The 16004-nt window shown below is 53.3% G+C and carries 13 protein-coding genes and 1 pseudogene; 6 read left to right on the top strand and 8 right to left on the bottom strand.

The features are described from left to right. Positions 1 to 5: 5 nt before the first annotated feature. Complete coding sequence (locus tag H2Z84_RS11910; RefSeq protein WP_181836164.1) at positions 6 to 611, top strand: c-type cytochrome; 606 nt, start codon at positions 6 to 8, stop codon at positions 609 to 611. 149 nt (positions 612 to 760) lie between these two features. Here H2Z84_RS11910 and H2Z84_RS11905 read toward each other — a convergent pair whose 3' ends face one another. Continuing rightward, a complete protein-coding gene (locus tag H2Z84_RS11905; protein WP_258869386.1) occupies positions 761 to 1222 on the bottom strand; it encodes a MerR family transcriptional regulator in 462 nt (153 codons plus the stop codon). Next, on the bottom strand, positions 1222 to 2013 hold the full coding sequence (locus H2Z84_RS11900) for a type 1 glutamine amidotransferase domain-containing protein (protein WP_181836163.1): 792 nt from the start codon (positions 2011 to 2013) through the stop codon (positions 1222 to 1224). The genes H2Z84_RS11905 and H2Z84_RS11900 overlap by 1 nt, the downstream gene beginning before the upstream one ends. A gap of 288 nt (positions 2014 to 2301) precedes the next feature. Between H2Z84_RS11900 and H2Z84_RS11895 the strand changes: the two genes are divergently transcribed. The 3 genes from H2Z84_RS11895 (at position 2302) to H2Z84_RS11885 (ending at position 8283) form a co-directional block, all read left to right on the top strand. Continuing rightward, the gene (locus H2Z84_RS11895) at positions 2302 to 3540 is read left to right on the top strand and encodes an NADH:flavin oxidoreductase/NADH oxidase family protein (protein ID WP_181836162.1); all 1239 of its coding nucleotides are present in this window, start codon (positions 2302 to 2304) and stop codon (positions 3538 to 3540) included. Between the two features lie 384 nt (positions 3541 to 3924). Beyond that, entirely contained in the window at positions 3925 to 7485 is a 3561-nt protein-coding gene (locus H2Z84_RS11890; RefSeq protein ID WP_181836161.1) for a diguanylate cyclase domain-containing protein, read from the top strand. Positions 7486 to 7941: 456 nt separating this feature from the next. Further along, positions 7942 to 8283 carry a GNAT family N-acetyltransferase gene (locus H2Z84_RS11885; protein ID WP_309545472.1) on the top strand — a complete coding sequence of 114 codons (342 nt, stop codon included), beginning with the start codon at positions 7942 to 7944 and terminating at the stop codon, positions 8281 to 8283. 372 nt (positions 8284 to 8655) lie between these two features. Here H2Z84_RS11885 and H2Z84_RS11880 read toward each other — a convergent pair whose 3' ends face one another. The 3 genes and pseudogenes from H2Z84_RS11880 to H2Z84_RS11870 all read right to left on the bottom strand — a co-directional run bounded on the left by H2Z84_RS11880 (position 8656) and on the right by H2Z84_RS11870 (position 11919). Next, positions 8656 to 10650 (bottom strand): alpha/beta hydrolase-fold protein, encoded by a 1995-nt coding sequence (locus H2Z84_RS11880; RefSeq protein WP_181836159.1) that lies wholly within the window; start codon positions 10648 to 10650, stop codon positions 8656 to 8658. 113 nt (positions 10651 to 10763) lie between these two features. Further along, positions 10764 to 10917 (bottom strand): annotated as a pseudogene (locus tag H2Z84_RS11875) (IS5/IS1182 family transposase); the annotation flags it as partial. A 219-nt stretch (positions 10918 to 11136) separates the two neighbouring features. After that, positions 11137 to 11919 carry an AraC family transcriptional regulator gene (locus H2Z84_RS11870; protein ID WP_181836158.1) on the bottom strand — a complete coding sequence of 261 codons (783 nt, stop codon included), beginning with the start codon at positions 11917 to 11919 and terminating at the stop codon, positions 11137 to 11139. A gap of 100 nt (positions 11920 to 12019) precedes the next feature. On the opposite strand from H2Z84_RS11870, the gene H2Z84_RS11865 reads away from it, so the two are divergent. Continuing rightward, positions 12020 to 12778, top strand: coding sequence for an alpha/beta fold hydrolase (locus H2Z84_RS11865; RefSeq protein ID WP_181836157.1), 759 nt, complete (start codon positions 12020 to 12022; stop codon positions 12776 to 12778). 3 nt (positions 12779 to 12781) lie between these two features. Here the strand turns inward: H2Z84_RS11865 and H2Z84_RS11860 are convergent, their stop codons facing one another. After that, entirely contained in the window at positions 12782 to 13672 is an 891-nt protein-coding gene (locus H2Z84_RS11860; protein WP_181836156.1) for a LysR family transcriptional regulator, read from the bottom strand. A gap of 102 nt (positions 13673 to 13774) precedes the next feature. On the opposite strand from H2Z84_RS11860, the gene H2Z84_RS11855 reads away from it, so the two are divergent. Continuing rightward, the gene (locus H2Z84_RS11855) at positions 13775 to 14392 is read left to right on the top strand and encodes an NADPH-dependent F420 reductase (RefSeq protein WP_181836155.1); all 618 of its coding nucleotides are present in this window, start codon (positions 13775 to 13777) and stop codon (positions 14390 to 14392) included. 206 nt (positions 14393 to 14598) lie between these two features. Here H2Z84_RS11855 and H2Z84_RS11850 read toward each other — a convergent pair whose 3' ends face one another. Both H2Z84_RS11850 and H2Z84_RS11845 read right to left on the bottom strand, forming a co-directional pair. Further along, positions 14599 to 15189 (bottom strand): hypothetical protein, encoded by a 591-nt coding sequence (locus H2Z84_RS11850; RefSeq protein WP_258869384.1) that lies wholly within the window; start codon positions 15187 to 15189, stop codon positions 14599 to 14601. A gap of 189 nt (positions 15190 to 15378) precedes the next feature. Further along, the coding region (locus tag H2Z84_RS11845; protein WP_181836154.1) for a LysE family translocator at positions 15379 to 16004 on the bottom strand (626 nt) is incomplete at its 5' end.

Here is a 16004-nt window from a genome sequence, read left to right as displayed (position 1 = left end):
TGGCCATGAAAATCACTAAAATTGCGCTGTTCGGGATGATTTCCCTGCTTCCCCTGCAAGTCATCGCGGCAGGTAGTGCAGAAGATCTGGCGCGGCAGTGGTGTGCCAATTGCCATACCGCAGATGGCAATAGCAGCTCGCCCCTGTTCCCGCGCCTGGCCGGGCAGCAGGCAGGCTATATCGTCAAGCAGCTGCAGGCACTCAAGAACCATAGCCGCAGTGATGAATCTGCCCATGACTATATGTGGGGAATAGCCGCGACGCTGGATGACAAGACCATTGCCGACATCGCGGAGTATTTCTCCAGCCAGAAACCGCTGCCGAATACCGCTGCAGTGGAGCCAGGGCTTGCCACACAGGGAGCGCAACTATTCCGTAACGGCAATGAAGCCAAGGGCACACCGCCCTGCATGGCCTGCCACGGCCCCAATGGCGAGGGAAGTGAAGTCGGACCGCGACTGGCTGGTCAGCATGCGGCTTATGTGGAAAAACAATTGCATGTATTTGCCAGTACGCAACGACCTTCCGCGGTAGAGATGCAGGCGATTGTCAAAACACTGGATGACAAGGAAATTCAGGCACTGGCGGCTTATATCCAGGCTCTGCATTAGCCGTGCAGAGTGAGTTTCTAGGTCATAGATCCAAGGGAGGGGGTCCGCAGCGCTGAGTAAACTGGTCATTATTACAGGCCATTGTCACTGACCGCTTAGGCCGAGCTGCTGCCGACCAGGACGACAAACCGTCAAATGGTGGTGATATGTCATTGTTCCTGATTCAAGCCAAGAGAAGCCATCACCCTAGCGGCATTCAGCTTGCAGTCCATGTCTTCCGGTTTGGATTCAATCAACTGGATCAGATGCTGGATAAGCGCCCTGTTTTGTGCTAAGCGAGTTTGCAATATCTCAATATCCGCTACCTTGCGCTGCAGGATGGTAATCAGCTCGTCGTGCAGCCAGGAGCTCACATCCGCCGGCAGCAGCTGCTTGATTTCATCCAGCGAAAAGCCAGCCTGCTGGGCATCACTGATGATGGTCAGTATGGTTACTGCCTCCTCAGGATAATCCCGGTAGCCATTGCTTTGCCGGCTGGCCACCTTGAGCAAACCCCGGGATTCATAGAAGCGAATTGCCGAGGCTGCCATGCCAGTGCGTTTGGCAAGCTCTCCGATTTTCATGCTCTTCCTGAGTTGACTGTTAGATGACGCTGTTGGTGCTGAAGGCATTACGGCTGCTTGCCATTTTGCAATGTGGTCAGCAATGCCTGCGCCACTTCCTTGCTGGAGCCGGGGTTCTGTCCGGTAATGATACGGCCATCGGTTACCACGAAGCTGCCGAATGGAATTAGCGACTTCTCGTAGCGGGCCCCCTTGGTTTCCAGCTCATCCTGCAGCAGATACGGAACCTGGCTTTTTATCCCAACCAGTGTCTCTTCGACATTAGAAAAACCGGTCACACGATGCCCGACAATCAGCGGTATGCCGTCCTCCGTTTCCAGATCAAGCAGCCCTGCGGCACCATGGCACACCGAGGACACAATGCCACCATGGCGGTAAATTTCTTCGGCAATGTGCTTGAGCGCCTTGTTGCCACGGAAGTCCCACATCGTGCCATGGCCGCCGGTATAGAAGATGGCGCGATAGGCCGCGGGGTCGATGTCTGCTGCTGCCCGGGTGGATTGCAAGCGCTCCATGAAAGCCGGGTCATCCAGGTATGCCTGAGCGGCAGCATCCCTATACAGCCAACCCAGGCTGCGCTGATCCAGTGGCACCTTGCCACCTTGCGGGCTGACGAAATCCACGGTATAGCCGGCAGCGGTCAGCACATCGTAGACGTGGGTCAGCTCGGTGAGCCACAGCCCGGTACGGTCACCGCGGGACGGGTATTGGTCGTGGTTGGTCATCACCACCAAGATCTTGCCGGTACTGATGGGCAGTTCAGGACTTGTTTCGGCAATCGCGGTTTTCATCATCAGTAATGAGAGGGCAAGAAGGACGATCTGCTTCAAGATGGACATGGGGCATACCCTTCGGATGATAGAACATTTCACCAAACCTTCCCGGCTTCGATAGTCGCCAGAGCGACCAGTCAGCATTGGTGTGATGCCATGTTAAGTTTAAAGTCAACTTTAATGTCAATAGCCGGACTTCAAGTCGGTCTCCCATCGCGTGACAAGAATAATCCACCATGCCCGGGCCAGATCCGTGGCTGGCCACACCGTAACAGAAGCGATCTTCACAAACCGGCTTGACCTTCAAGTTAACTTGAATATTATCGTGCAGTCATCGTTACTCAGGAGACCACGATGACCCCCTTTACTTCCCTGCACCTGCCTAATGGCACCCAACTTCCGAACCGCCTTGCCAAATCTGCCATGGAAGAAAACATGGCCGACAAGGACCACGCGCCATCCGCAGCGCTGATCCGTTTGTATCGCTGTTGGGCAGAAGGTGGGGCGGGTTTGTTAATTACCGGCAATGTCATGGTAGACCACCGCGCCATGACCGGACCTGGTGGGGTGGTACTGGAGTCCACACAGTTTGGCAGCCGTTTCAAACAGTGGTCCGCAGCGGCCCGGGCACAGGGGGCACAGGTGTGGATGCAGATTAACCATCCTGGTCGGCAAATGCCGGCCGCACTGGGGCAGGAGGCGATCGCCCCATCAGCCGTGGCGATGGAGTTGGGCAATTTCTCCAAACAGTTCCAACTCCCCCGCGCCATGACAGAAGCCGATATCGCAGAGGTGAAGGCGCGTTTTGTCCGTACTGCGTTACTGGCAGAGCAATTTGGCTTTAACGGAGTGCAGATTCACGCTGCACATGGCTATTTGCTTAGCCAGTTTTTGTCTCCCATCACCAATCGACGCGTGGACCGTTGGGGCGGCAGCATCGTAAACCGGGCACGCCTGCTACTGGATATCGTGAAGGAAGTACGTCAGGTGACAGGCAACAGTTTTGCCGTTGCGGTAAAACTCAACTCGGCCGACTTCCTGCACGGCGGCTTTAGTGCCGATGATGCCAAACAGGTCGTGGCAATGCTGAACCCGCTGGGGGTGGATCTGATCGAGTTGTCCGGAGGCAGCTATGAAGCACCGGCCATGCACGGCCAGACCCGTGATGGCCGTACCCTGGCGCGTGAAGCCTACTTCCTAGAATTTTCCCGTGATATTGCCAGCGTCGCAACCATGCCCATCATGGTGACTGGTGGCATCCGCCGTTATCAAATTGTCGAGCAGGTATTGCAAAGCGGCATTGCCGTCGCTGGCATGGCTACCGCCCTGGCCATTGATCCATCCTTGCCTCACACCTGGCGTTCCGACACCACTGCCACGGCTCAGCTGCGTGCCATTCCGTGGAAAAACAAAGTGCTGGCTTCAGTTGCCTATATGGCCATGGTGAAGTATCAGATGAGCCGTCTTGCGAGGGGCAAACACACCCAGCCTGATGTGGCTCCTGCAATCGCGCTGGCAAAACAGCAATGGGATACGACCTTCAAAAACTGCCGTTACCGCCGCTGGATGCATACCCAGACCGTTGCTGCATGATCACTTCGACAGGTGAAATATGACGACTCCACATGAAGCAAATACCCAGTCTGTGATAACCAATAAGCTCAGTACCTTGTTGGAGCGCTGAACTGGCGGCATAAGACACTCCCAGCCGGAGAGTGTCTTTGCTGTTGCGATGGAGAAATAACCAATTTTCGGCCAAAGCCGCCATCTGAGTACGACTTATTGATCGACCAGTTTGTTGTACTCAACACTCATCTGAGTGGCAAATACTAGGGAGATTCATACTTCTACTCCATACAGTTGATAGGCACATTATGCTCTGATTGTTATGCTAGGGGCTTACATGCAAACTTATACCCTATGCAATTAAACACTACTTGGCAGACTCGCATGGAGCGTGGGTGCAAAACCACGTTCTTGATCAGCATCACTTATGTCATCTTAGGCAAACTCAGTTTGCTGCTAGCTATTCCCCCGGGGTATGCATCTGCAATTTTTCCGTCTGCCGGAGTAGCTGTTACAGTGTCTTTCATTGCCTGCAGCGGTGCGGTTCCTGGAATCTTTTTAGGCTCATTCTTTCTCAATCTATGGATTGCCTATGGTCATACTGCGCAGCTGACTCTTCCTGGTTATAGTGCCGCACTGTTGATCGCACTTGCCTCTTCATTGCAGGCGATACTGGGAGGTCGCATCTTACGGCGCAGTGTAGGCTATCCAGTTACCTTCGATAACTTGCGCGATGTATTGCGCTTTCATTTCTTGTCACCCTTTATTTGCCTGATAAGTGCAACGCTGTCTGTGAGCGCTTTGCAGTTGTTGGGGCTGATTCCCAGTAGTGGCTTCTGGACCAGCTGGCTCATTTGGTGGGCTGGTGACACCTTGGGATTGTTGGTCTTTTTGCCATTAACCATGGTGGTAGTCGGTGCGCCACGAGCCCTTTGGCGCAAACGGTTGGGCACCGTGGCCTTACCAATGATACTTGCCTTGTCGTTACTGGTGATTTTGTACTTCACTGTCAGCCACTGGGAAGAAAAGGAATCCCTAGTAGAGCTAAGACTGCAGTCCCAACGGCTAGCAGACACCATGCAGGCTCGACTAGACGAGCAGGAGTCACTGTTGGACCAGACTCGCGGGCTCTTTGCAGGGGATGATCGAGTGAGCCAGGAAGAATTCCATCAGTTCACACTGCTGGCCCTGAAGCGATTTCCAATGATCCAGAGCATCGAATGGGCACCACAGGTGACGACTACGGCGCGCTATCTCAAGGGCACGCGCCACCCGTCAGTACCAAAGTCTGTCCACTATCCGATTACCTATATCGAACCGCTAGAAGGGAATGAAGCTGCCAAAGGGTTTGACATCATGTCAACACCAGATCGGGCGGAAGCAATAAACACAGCTAACCGGAGCGGGCGAAGTGTGGCAACTGCTCCGCTGCACTTAGTACAGAGTCCACATAACTTTGGTTTTCTCTTGCTGGAAGCAGTTGATACATCACATGCCGGCCCAGGCGTCGTACTAGTTGTCATCCGAACCGATGCATTTTTGGATAAGCTGCTGACGCAATCCGACCGAGCTCAGCTACGACTACGCCTGACTGATAGTGCCACACGTCAAGTGGTGTACAACAATTTTCCCACAGGGCAAATGCGGGTAGCTTGGCAGCACCGGTTACTGATAGGCCAACGTGAGCTGTTGCTGGAAACGATGCCGAGTACAAGCTACGTGGAACAACACCGAGAATGGCAAAGCACGCTGGTATTAGTAGCTGGTCTGCTGGGGACTGGCTTGCTAGGGGCTTTTCTCATGCTGGGGACTGGCTACACCGCACGCGTGGAAGCTCAGGTGGATGAAAAAGTCGCAGAATTATCAGAAAGCAGCGAAAAACTTAGTGGTCTGTATCAGCTATCTCCCCTGGGTATCGTACTTACCGATATGCAAGGACGTTTTATCGATTTCAATGATGCCTTCTTGCACATATGTGGATATTCGGCAGAGGAGCTGAAAACACTTAATTACAAGATCTTGATGCCCGCGTGTTATCAAGCTGATCTTGAAATGCAATATACGACCTTACGACAAAGTGGCCGTTACGGGCCCACCGAGCAAGAATACCAGCGTAAGGATGGCTGTCTCGTACCAATCAGCTTGAACAGCCTACTACTGAGAAGTCGCAACGGGGAAAAGTATATCTGGACCATCGTGGAAGACATTACCCAGCGCCGGCAGGCCCAAGCTACCCTGCGTGATAGTGAAGAGCGTTGGAAATTTGCGCTAGAGGGGGCCGGAGATGGCGTGTGGGACTGGAATCTACAAACTGGAGAAATGTATCTGTCCCGTCAGGAAATGGCGGTATTAGGATTCGATGGCAAAGATGCGCAGTGGATGCATGCCTCCGAATGGGAGGCTCTGCAGCACCCGCGAGACCGCACCCCGCGCAAGCTAGCACTGGAGCTTCACCTATCAGGCAAGACCCCTGTATACAGTTACGAATTCCGTATCCGTACCCCAGAGGGACGCTGGAAGTGGTTACTAGCGCGGGGACTGCTGGTCAGTCGCAGTGACGACGGGAGGCCCTTGCGTATAATAGGCACTCACAGCGATATCGATAGTCTGAAACGCCAGCGGGCAGAAAATGCCCGGCGTAATGCCGTGATGGAAATGCTGGCTAGGGGGGGGAAGCTGCATGAGGTGCTAGGCAATATCATCTCCAGTCTTGAAGCCGAAAATAATGAGTTAACTTTTCTGGTATTTAGTTTCGAGGCGGGCGTGCTGGCGGAGCACAAACAGTTGTTCCCCCTTGACTGGCTGCATGCTTCAGAACCAACCGATCTACGCGGAGGCAGTGGACTGGAAGGGAGCATGACGGTATGGCAATCCATTGCCGATGTCGGCTATCGCATCAGAGTACAGGAACTGCTGGGCTCGATGGGACTAGAGTTGTGTTGGTCCGAACCTATCCTTGCCGGCGAGTCTACTCTGGAAGGTGTGCTGGTATCCTGCCGTCAACAGGTAGAGCAGCAGGCACTACCAGATTTGCTACACCAACAGCAAGCTGCCAATCTCCTAAGTATTGCCATCCAGCATGAGCGCAGCACAAGGCAGCAGCAATTGGCTAACCTTGTTTATCTGCACAGTAGCGAAGGAATTGTGGTTGCCAATAGGAAAAATCTGATCGAAGCAGTCAACCCGGCTTTCGAAATAATTACCGGTTATAGCGCAATAGAGGTAATTGGCCAGGAAACCAGCATGCTACGTAGTGAGCGGCACTCGACCGACTTCATGCATAGTTTATGGCAGACTATTCTGACGATGGGGGCCTGGCAAGGTGAATACTGGATAAGGCGCAAAGATGGCACAGCCATTCCTCTGTCTTTGAGTATCAACACCATTAGTGATGAGGACGGCAGGGTATTGAGGCGACTGGCTGTATTTACCGATATTTCTGCCAAGATGGAAGCGGAGGCTCAGATCCACCATCTGGCTCACCATGACTTGCTGACCAACCTACCCAATCGTGCGCTATTCACCGAACGACTGTCGCAGGTTGTTGCACAGGCTCATCGTAATCAGAGTCATTTTACTCTGTTATTCATCGACCTGGATCACTTCAAGCCTGTTAATGATACCTACGGCCATGCAGTAGGCGACCTGCTTTTACAGGCAGCCGCAAACCGTATGCGGGCTTGTACGAGAGAAAGCGATACTATCGCCCGGCTAGGTGGGGACGAATTTATTGTCATCCTGCCCGGTGCTGGTAGCATTGAGGATGCTAGCAGAATTGCTGAGAAAATTGTCCATGCACTTAAACAACCTTTTAGCATCAAACAGCAAGATATCCAAATCTCTTGCAGTATAGGTGGGGCGATTTATCCAGTTCATGGAATGAATGAAGATCAGCTAATGCAGCATGCCGATCAGGCAATGTATCGGGCAAAGACAGCAGGCCGAAATCAAGTTATATTTTTTGTAGCATAGGCAAATCATACCGAAATTTGAGCGAGCCTCATGTATTAGAGACATACCCTTTCCTGTGTTTAAAAAGTTCAACGCACCCCACCTTCAGATTGGCTAGCTCATACAGGCGGGATGCGGGATAGGACTGACGCCCCCCGTTTTCAGTAGCGAGGGGACGTCGCTTATCAGCTAGGAAAACGTTGCTGCGACTCAATCTTACCTTTACACTCATAAGAAAAATTACGGATGACAATCCCGAATTTGATTTGTAAAGTTAACACTCACCGAGTCATAGCCACATTCCCAATGCCCGCCAATACAATCTTGAGGCCTGTCAAGCTACTCGATATACCCAAGATTTTTGAACTGATACAGCAGGGAAGCGTTGCCGGCGCATTTCCAGATTGCTACCTGAACGCACAGGGACATGTGGCCTTACTCAGGCAACTTTTGTGGCTCAGTGTTTCAACCTAGTCAGTGACATCACCATCTCGTCCGAATACGTCAAAGCTGTTGATCTGTGAACGCATGGATAACCTAATCGGCTTTGCTTGGCTATCACGCTCAACTGAAGAGAATAGGGAAATCAGCCTCAGCATGTTTGCGGTTGCTCCCGAACACATGGGGAAGGGGCATGGCAGAACGCTATTGGAGAAGATCGATATGATTATCCCCAAAGGCATGGCCCTGCGTGCGGAGTGCACCCCCTATTCGCCAAGCATGAAGACCATGCTCAAGCATTCCGGATTCCGTCGCCTGCCACAGAGCATCGTACCTACAGGCTGCCGTGGCCTAGATGTGTATATCAAATATCGCTGACCCTACCTCCGCCCTGGACAGTCCATTCCTGAAGGACTACTTACCAGCGGCAACCTGTTATTCCGCGCATGAAAACTGGATGCCCGCCTCAGCTGACGAACTGATAATGCGGCGACCTGGTAAGCGGAAGTTCGGCCTAAGCGGTTTTCTATCCCACTAGTCGTCAGCTTCGGCTCAAGGTCACATACCAGCCGTTTGGGGTCAACTTGAACTCAAAATTCTGACTCGTGTTATGCCGCTCTTTTCTTGAACCCGTCCATCCAGGCCTGCACCGTTAAGAAAAATAGCACCCCTTCGGGGGTGCTATTTTTAAGGAATAAGGATGTGGTTTGGCCCGCTCCATCACACTAAGCCCATCGCAGAGTACGGAGCCTACTTCTTCCTTATATGATCCAACGCCTCTTTGGAGTCCGTGTTGCCTGACACCGCACCTCGTTGATACCACACTTCTGCAACGAATGGATTTGGTGCTACGCCTAATCCTTTCTCATAAATTCGCCCAAGCGCAAGGCATGCTGCACCTTCTACGTGCCGACCATCAAGAGGGGCTGCTTTCTCATACAAAGCGATGGCCTGCTTAAAATCCTTGGTGACACCCAAACCATTCTCATACATAAACCCAAGCCAGTAGTTTGCAGTAATGTCGCCTCTACCAGCCGCAAGGTTTAGTAAGGATGAAGCTTTGGAAGCATCCTGATGAACACCGTGCCCATTGAGATACAGGAGGCCTAACCAGCGCGGTGCTTTCATATCGCCCGCTGCAGTAGCCTTCTCCCATAGCATCCTTGCTTTATTGAAATCCTGCCCTATACCCGTACCCTGAAAATACAGAATACCCAGTTCAGTCAACGCACGCTGACTACCCTGCGAGATGGCCAGATCATCATACTTGGCTGCAGCCTTGTAATCTGGTGCACCCATACCTCTACCGGACGCATATATCGCTCCAAGCATCTCGGTTGCCCGGGCATAGCCCATTTCTGAAGCGCGACTGAAATACTGAATGGCTCCGAATTGATCACCATCCTTGGACAGTGCATCACCCAATTCAAAAAGCGATGCAGCGGTCTGTCCAGAGTCCTTGGTCTGGGCCAGAAGCCAATCACGAATACCCGCGATACTATAGGCATGTTGCCATGTGTAACGGTGATCCCCACCTTTGAATACCGTGTAGTTGATCGTTGCTTTTCTGGCCAACATACTCGCGACCGACTGGTTTAGGCTGTCCGCTGAATCCTCTGCCGACCACGTTGCCTTAGCCACAGTCGAGCCCAAGGATTTCAGTTTGTCGGTTATGGCATCTTGGCCTGGCTTGGCTTTGGTATCCTCTTCGCTAACAACAATCCAGAGTGGCTTCTTGGCAAGTGGGGCTACTTTTTCTGGATTCCACTGACTTGCTACCAGCAGGGATGCTGCGAACACATCTGGATATTTGATATCCATCGCAATCGAGGTCATCCCGCCCATTGACTGGCCAGTGTTATAGAGCCGGTTGGTATCAAGGTTGTATTGGGCAGACAGGGCCTTTACCAGATCGACTGTGATATCCATCTGGTCGGTCGTACCAGATGCATCGTCTGCAATCACACGATCGTACTGGGGGGCGAGAACGAAGGTTTCATGCTTTGACTGCTCCTCTGGCGTTGACCAGATTACAGCGCCAAGGCCTTGAGTCAGCGTTTCAGTGGGCGCATTGCTCACTGCCCCGGCATCATGCATGAACAACACCAGCGGAAAGTGTCGGGTGGGGCTGTAGTCTTTAGGAATGTACAGATTGTACTTGAGAGGCTGATCAGGGAAGCGTGGATCGATAAACACTCGCTGCTGAAATTGGCCAATCATCAGGTCAACGGTCTTACTGCTCGTCCAGATGCTCCCAGCCTGACCGGCCTTTTCCCCATCCGTCCGCATTACTGGCGATGACTGACGGACTGTCACATTGAGCTGTTCGACCATTGCAGGCTTGTTGCTTTTCTCTCCCAGCTTGGGGCCACCACCACCTGGTGGACGGCCCGAACTTTCCCCTGCTTGAATCAAAGGTCCAGCTGGCTTTTTCGTGTCGGCGGCAATGCTTGTGTCGAGTTCCAAAATGACATAGGAACCATTCTTGCCCGCATTGCTGCGCTCACCTGAAGTATTCGCATACGCCCGAATAACCTTGTGGCCATCGACAGAGAACGACAACGGGGATATCGAACTTGCTTTGATTGACTGTTTGTATTGAAGAATGACGTAGGAAACCTTCTGTCCATCACCGAAGATTTCTGTCATTACTGTCGTAGCAGGCGTCGTTACGGAAGCAAAAGACTGTGCGCAAAGCACTAAACCAAGCGAACAAAGCAGGCCACGAGATAAATTAAAGGTCATGCATAAGCCATCAAGCGTCATTGATGATGGATTCTGGCTTACGTAGTCACATCAATACAATCTAAAAGTTGCTAAGAATGTTGAACATTCAATCTCAGTGTGACCCGCCCCGGCTTGCACCATCCGAAACACTGTTCGATGCATTTGCGTAGTCGCTGGCTCAGCGCGTAGCGCTCGATGGCGCGTGGTGTGACTGTCAATCCTACTGCCTCCGGTTCATCAGGTATTGCGTGCCATATGCGGCGTCACCTTCATCTTGCGACATGCTCCGTCGCGCTCAATCTTGAGTGGGCAATCTGGCTTTCACCTTCTACCTGATCGGAGCGTGTCCGAAATTCTGTTTAAACCAGCCGTTATGCCCAGCCACTCTCATTGACCGCTTTGGCCGAACTGCCGCAGAACTAGTCGGCGCGCACCAAGCTGTTGGTTGAAGTTACCTGTCAACCTGGAAGAGAGCCCTGGTCAGCTTGCACATGTTTTACGTAATCAGTTGGCTTGTATTCTGACGTAAGCCTGTGGACTCATCCCAAGCGTTTTGCGGAACAGGGCCGTAAATGTGGACGGGCTGCCATAGCCCAGCTCCAGCGCCACTGACGTAACACTTTGCCCTTCCTCAAGCCGCCTGATGGCGGCCAGCAAGCAGGCCTGCTGCCGCCATTGCATATAACTGATGCCGGTTTCCTTCCTGAAAAACCGGGTAAAAGTGCTACGGCTCATGGCCATGCGCGCCGCCATGGCATCGGTATCCATCAGCAGAGTCGGCGCTGCCAGTAGTGACCTGCACAACGCGGCAAGGCCTTCATTCATTGGCAACGGGGCATGCAAAGGCAACACGGTGGCCATCGATATCTCGGTGAGCAACAATCCCATCAGGTGATGGCTACGGCCGTCCATCGGGTACACCAGGGGGAGTTCAACCGCCTGCAGCAATAGCTGGTACAGCAATGGGCTGACGGCACACACCTGGCAGTGCGTAGCCAGGCCAACCCTGTCCGCTGCATCCACACTCACAAAGGTGTTCAGCATGACAACCGGCCCCAGCATCTGCATTTCGTGCTCGATACCTGCCGGCACCCACACCGCTCGCCCTGGCGGCACCAGCCAATGCCCGAAACGGGTCATCACACTGATGGAGCCCTGCCGGGCAAAAGCCAGCTGCCCCCGCTGGTGGCGGTGCGCCGGATAGTGGCTACCCGCGGCAAACGCGCGCTCAATCACCACCACATCGCGCGGCACATCACCCAACAATTCAAGTTCCGCATCTCTCATGCCCCAAACTCTATGGCATTTGACCTAACAACGAAAGCAGGTCAAGCGCCAAGCACTTACCCTTTGTGCTTTACACCATGCACTAAACACAGGGGGAATAATGCCGAACTCGTATCATCGCGTAGGGAATGGCCCGCACCATGTCATCGTTCTGCATGGCTGGTTTGGTGACCGCCATTCTTTTGCACCGCTGGAAGACATGCTGGATCAACAGGCATTCAGCTATCTGTTCATGGACTATCGCGGTTATGGCGATATGCAAGACAGCAAAGGCAACTTCACGATTGATGAAATTGCCCAAGATGCCCTGGCACTGGCCGACACGCTGCAACTTGACCGCTTCAGCCTGGTGGGTCACTCAATGGGGGGAATGGCCATCGAGCGGATCGCCAGCCTGCAAGCGCAGCGGGTGATATCGATGGTAGGGATAGCCCCGGTTCCCTGCGGCGGAGTCGCACTGGACGACTTGGCCATCAGCCAGCTGCATGCCGCAGCAACCAGTACCGAGAAGCGCCTCGCCATCATTGACCGCAGCACGGGCCACCGCCTACCCCAGAAGTGGCTGGAATGGAAAGCAGCATACTCATGGCAGCACGCCACCCAGCAAGCCTTCGCGGCATACCTGACAGCCTGGCTGCACACCGACTTCAGCCATGCAATAACAGGCAAGGCCATCCCATTCAAACTGATTACCGGAGCGTACGACCCGGTGTTCAACAGCGCACTGATGCAAGCCACCACCATGCAGCGCTACGCAAGCGCCAGTCACGAAGAGCTAGCCAATGCAGGCCATTATCCAATGAATGAAACACCGCTAGCGCTGCTGGCCAGCATGGAAGCGTTTTTGCATGAGTCATGAAGTCTAGATGCCGAACGCACTGACCAAAGCTTCGATAAAGCTCCGTATTTTTGCCGTTGGTTTGCGGTGGGAAGGGTAAAGCACATGCATGGGCCTGGAAGGGCCCATGTAATCGGGCAGAACCTGGACCAGGCGTCCTGCATTGATTTCAGGTACCAGCACGTCTGCGGGGCCCAGCGTAATGCCAAAGCCCTCTGTTGCCGCATGCAACAAGGCTTTCCAGTTATCGCTGCGCAAGCGGCCCTTGATTTTAACCTCATGGGTAGAACTGTTCCTGGTGAAAGCCCAGCGGCATGGCATGGCCGATCTACCGTTCATATATGCCAGACAATCATGGAGCAACAAGTCCTCCGGGGTTTCTGGCTCGCCATGCTGTGCAAGGTAGGATGGTGATGCACAGGCAATCAATTTATACGGTGCCAATGGCCTGGCAATGAGAGAGGAGTTCTCAAGTTCACCGATGCGAATCAGGATTTCGTAGCCATCCTCAATCGGATCGACATAGCGGTCACTCAGTGACAGGTCAATCTGGACATCCGGATAGCGGGCCAGATAGCGTGTGACAAAAGGAGCCAGGCTGAATGCTCCAAAGGTGATGGGGGCACTGATCCGCAACACGCCTTTGGGGTGGGATAATATTTCCTGGGCTAAGGCATCAGCGGCCTCCACTTCGGCCAACACCACTTTGCAACGATCGTAGTAGGCAAGACCGATGTCGGTGAGACTCTGCCTCCGGGTCGTCCGGTTGATGAGGGTGACACCTAAGTCGGCCTCTAGGCCCGCCACATGCTTGGCCACCATTTGTGGTGATATGTCGAGCGCCTGGGCAGCAGCAGCGAATGATCCCAGTTCAGCTGATTTTGCAAACACACCCATGCTGACTAGCTTATCCACGATTCCCTCATACTGGTTGTTAGTTATCCAATAAAGTACATATTTATCTACCAATAATGAATAAATACACTCCAGATGTCACTTTTATCTGGAGTCATCAGCATGAAAATCGGAATCATTGGTGCCGGCGTTGTCGGACGCACGCTCGCCAAATTGGCAGTAAAGGCGGGGCATGAGGTCATGCTCAGCAATTCCCGTGGACCCAAGTCCATGTTTAGCCTGCCGTACTCGACCGGTTGCATACTGGGCACCATCGAAGAGGCTGCTGAGTTTGGTGACATCCTTGTGCTGGCTGTTCCTTTCTATGCCTACACTCAGCTGTCGGCAGCATTGCTGGCTGACAAGCTACTAATCGATTCGTGCAATTATTACCCGGAGCGTGATGACCATATCGATGAGCTAGATCTACATCGAACCAGCTCCAGCGCCTTGATAGCCGAGCATTTTTCGCACTCGCGCATCGTCAAAGCCTTTAACGCTATCCCGATGAACGATCTAGAAAATGATGGGTTGCCAACAAAGAGCCCCAGGCGCCGGGCCTTGCCGCTTGCTGGAGATCTGGAAAGCGACAAGCAGCTTGTCGTGCAGCTATACGAACAATTCGGGTTTGATGCGGTAGATGCAGGCAGGCTGGTTGAGGGGGTACGCTTTGAGCCTGGGACTCCGATATACTGCAAGCCACTTTCAAAAGAAGAACTACAAGCCGCATTGGCTGAATAGCTACTCTTTTGTGAGATACGTCGTGGCTGCTATGACCGCAGAAGTGGACGTTCTCACTTACGTCGGTAGCTGCCCGCTTTGGCCGAACTCAAGCTATTCCTGCCATGCATAGCCCGGACTGTTCTTCTCAGCGCCTGCGCGCGTGTAAGGCGCCACACCGGTGTGTGTACGCTAGTGCTACGCGAGGTAGCCTGGCCACTGCCGTGCTATTCATGCGTAATTCCCTGGCTTGCAGGTGTGGAGAGTTTCTGCTGAATTGATGTCAGGGTGCGACGCCGAATCCATCCGCTGGCCAGGCGGATTGCCAGCCAGTAAGGCGTAAATAGCATTTTTGTACGTGTATTTGCGCAATACACGAAGGTCTCGGTCCGAAGCGTGTGGCTGGCATGCGGATGTGCAATGACCTGAAAGCGCAGCACCAGTTTGGCTAAGCGTGGATCGTTCTGGGCCTCGAATTCCCGGGCAGTCGGGATATGACAGATATCAAGCTTGGGACGCCAGAAACGCCCAGATAGACCCAGGGAAATTTCGTTGTCGGTGCGCTGAAGCAAAGTGAAGGTGTTAAAGCCAAACGGCGCGACATCCTGCTGCTTGCCGAAATGTCTCAAACATTTTGATGGTAGTTCGCGGATGGCTAACAGCGCACGTATGATGCGGTCGTCGCGCATGTCCAAGGGCGGCAACGGCGGCGATGATTTCATCTGGTCGCGCATGGATTGCACCCGACTCGTGCATCTCATGAAAATTGAACACCGGCAGAAATGGCGATGGGGAAAGCCATGCTTGATGCGCGTCATTTGGGATGATTCCAAGCGCCGTCCTACATTTTTTGTTCACGAAATAACCTTCTCTTGCATGCAGAGTCCTTAAACCAAAGGGGGGGGAATAGTATCCCGTCCGGGTAAAACACACCACTCGTTAACCTGGCACTACGCGCTGCCTGTTCTGCGCGCTCCTTGCGTCATCTCAAGTTGATCGCGGCATGCTTAATGCTGCGATTCCAATGCAATACGCGCAGCCAGTCCGGCAAGCACGGTGCCCATCAGCCAACGCTGAATCAGTGCCCAACGTGGCCTCTTGGTCAGAAATACCGCGATTGAACCAGCCATGCATGCGATGAGCGCGTTGATGCTGATGCTCACCGCGATCTGCACACTGCCGAGTGCCAGCGATTGTGCAAGCACGCTGCCATGTCCTGGCGAAATGAACTGCGGCAAGAGTGACAGATACATCACTGCAATTTTTGGATTGGTGAGGTTTGTGATGAAGCCCATTGTGAAGAGCTTGCGGCGGCTATCATTTGGCAACTGCCGAACCTGAAACGCCGAACGACCACCCGGTTTTAGAGCTTGCCAGGCGAGGTACAGCAGATACAGTGCGCCAAAGATCCGTAATGCGTCGTACGCGTATGGCACGGTCAGCAGGAGCGCGGTGATGCCGCATGCCGCTGAAAACATATAAAACACAAATCCGAGTGCAACCCCACCAAGCGAGACCAGACCCGCATTGCGGCCCTGGCAGATTGAACGTGAGATAAGGTAAATCATGTTTGGTCCGGGCGTGAGGACCATGCCAAGCGACACAAGTCCGAAGGCGAGCAGGGTGGGTAGGG

Source organism: Aquitalea aquatica (assembly GCF_013911085.1).
Classification (GTDB): domain Bacteria; phylum Pseudomonadota; class Gammaproteobacteria; order Burkholderiales; family Chromobacteriaceae; genus Aquitalea; species Aquitalea aquatica.
Note: the sequence above shows the minus strand (reverse complement) of the source record. Positions and strands in the feature narration are given on the sequence as shown.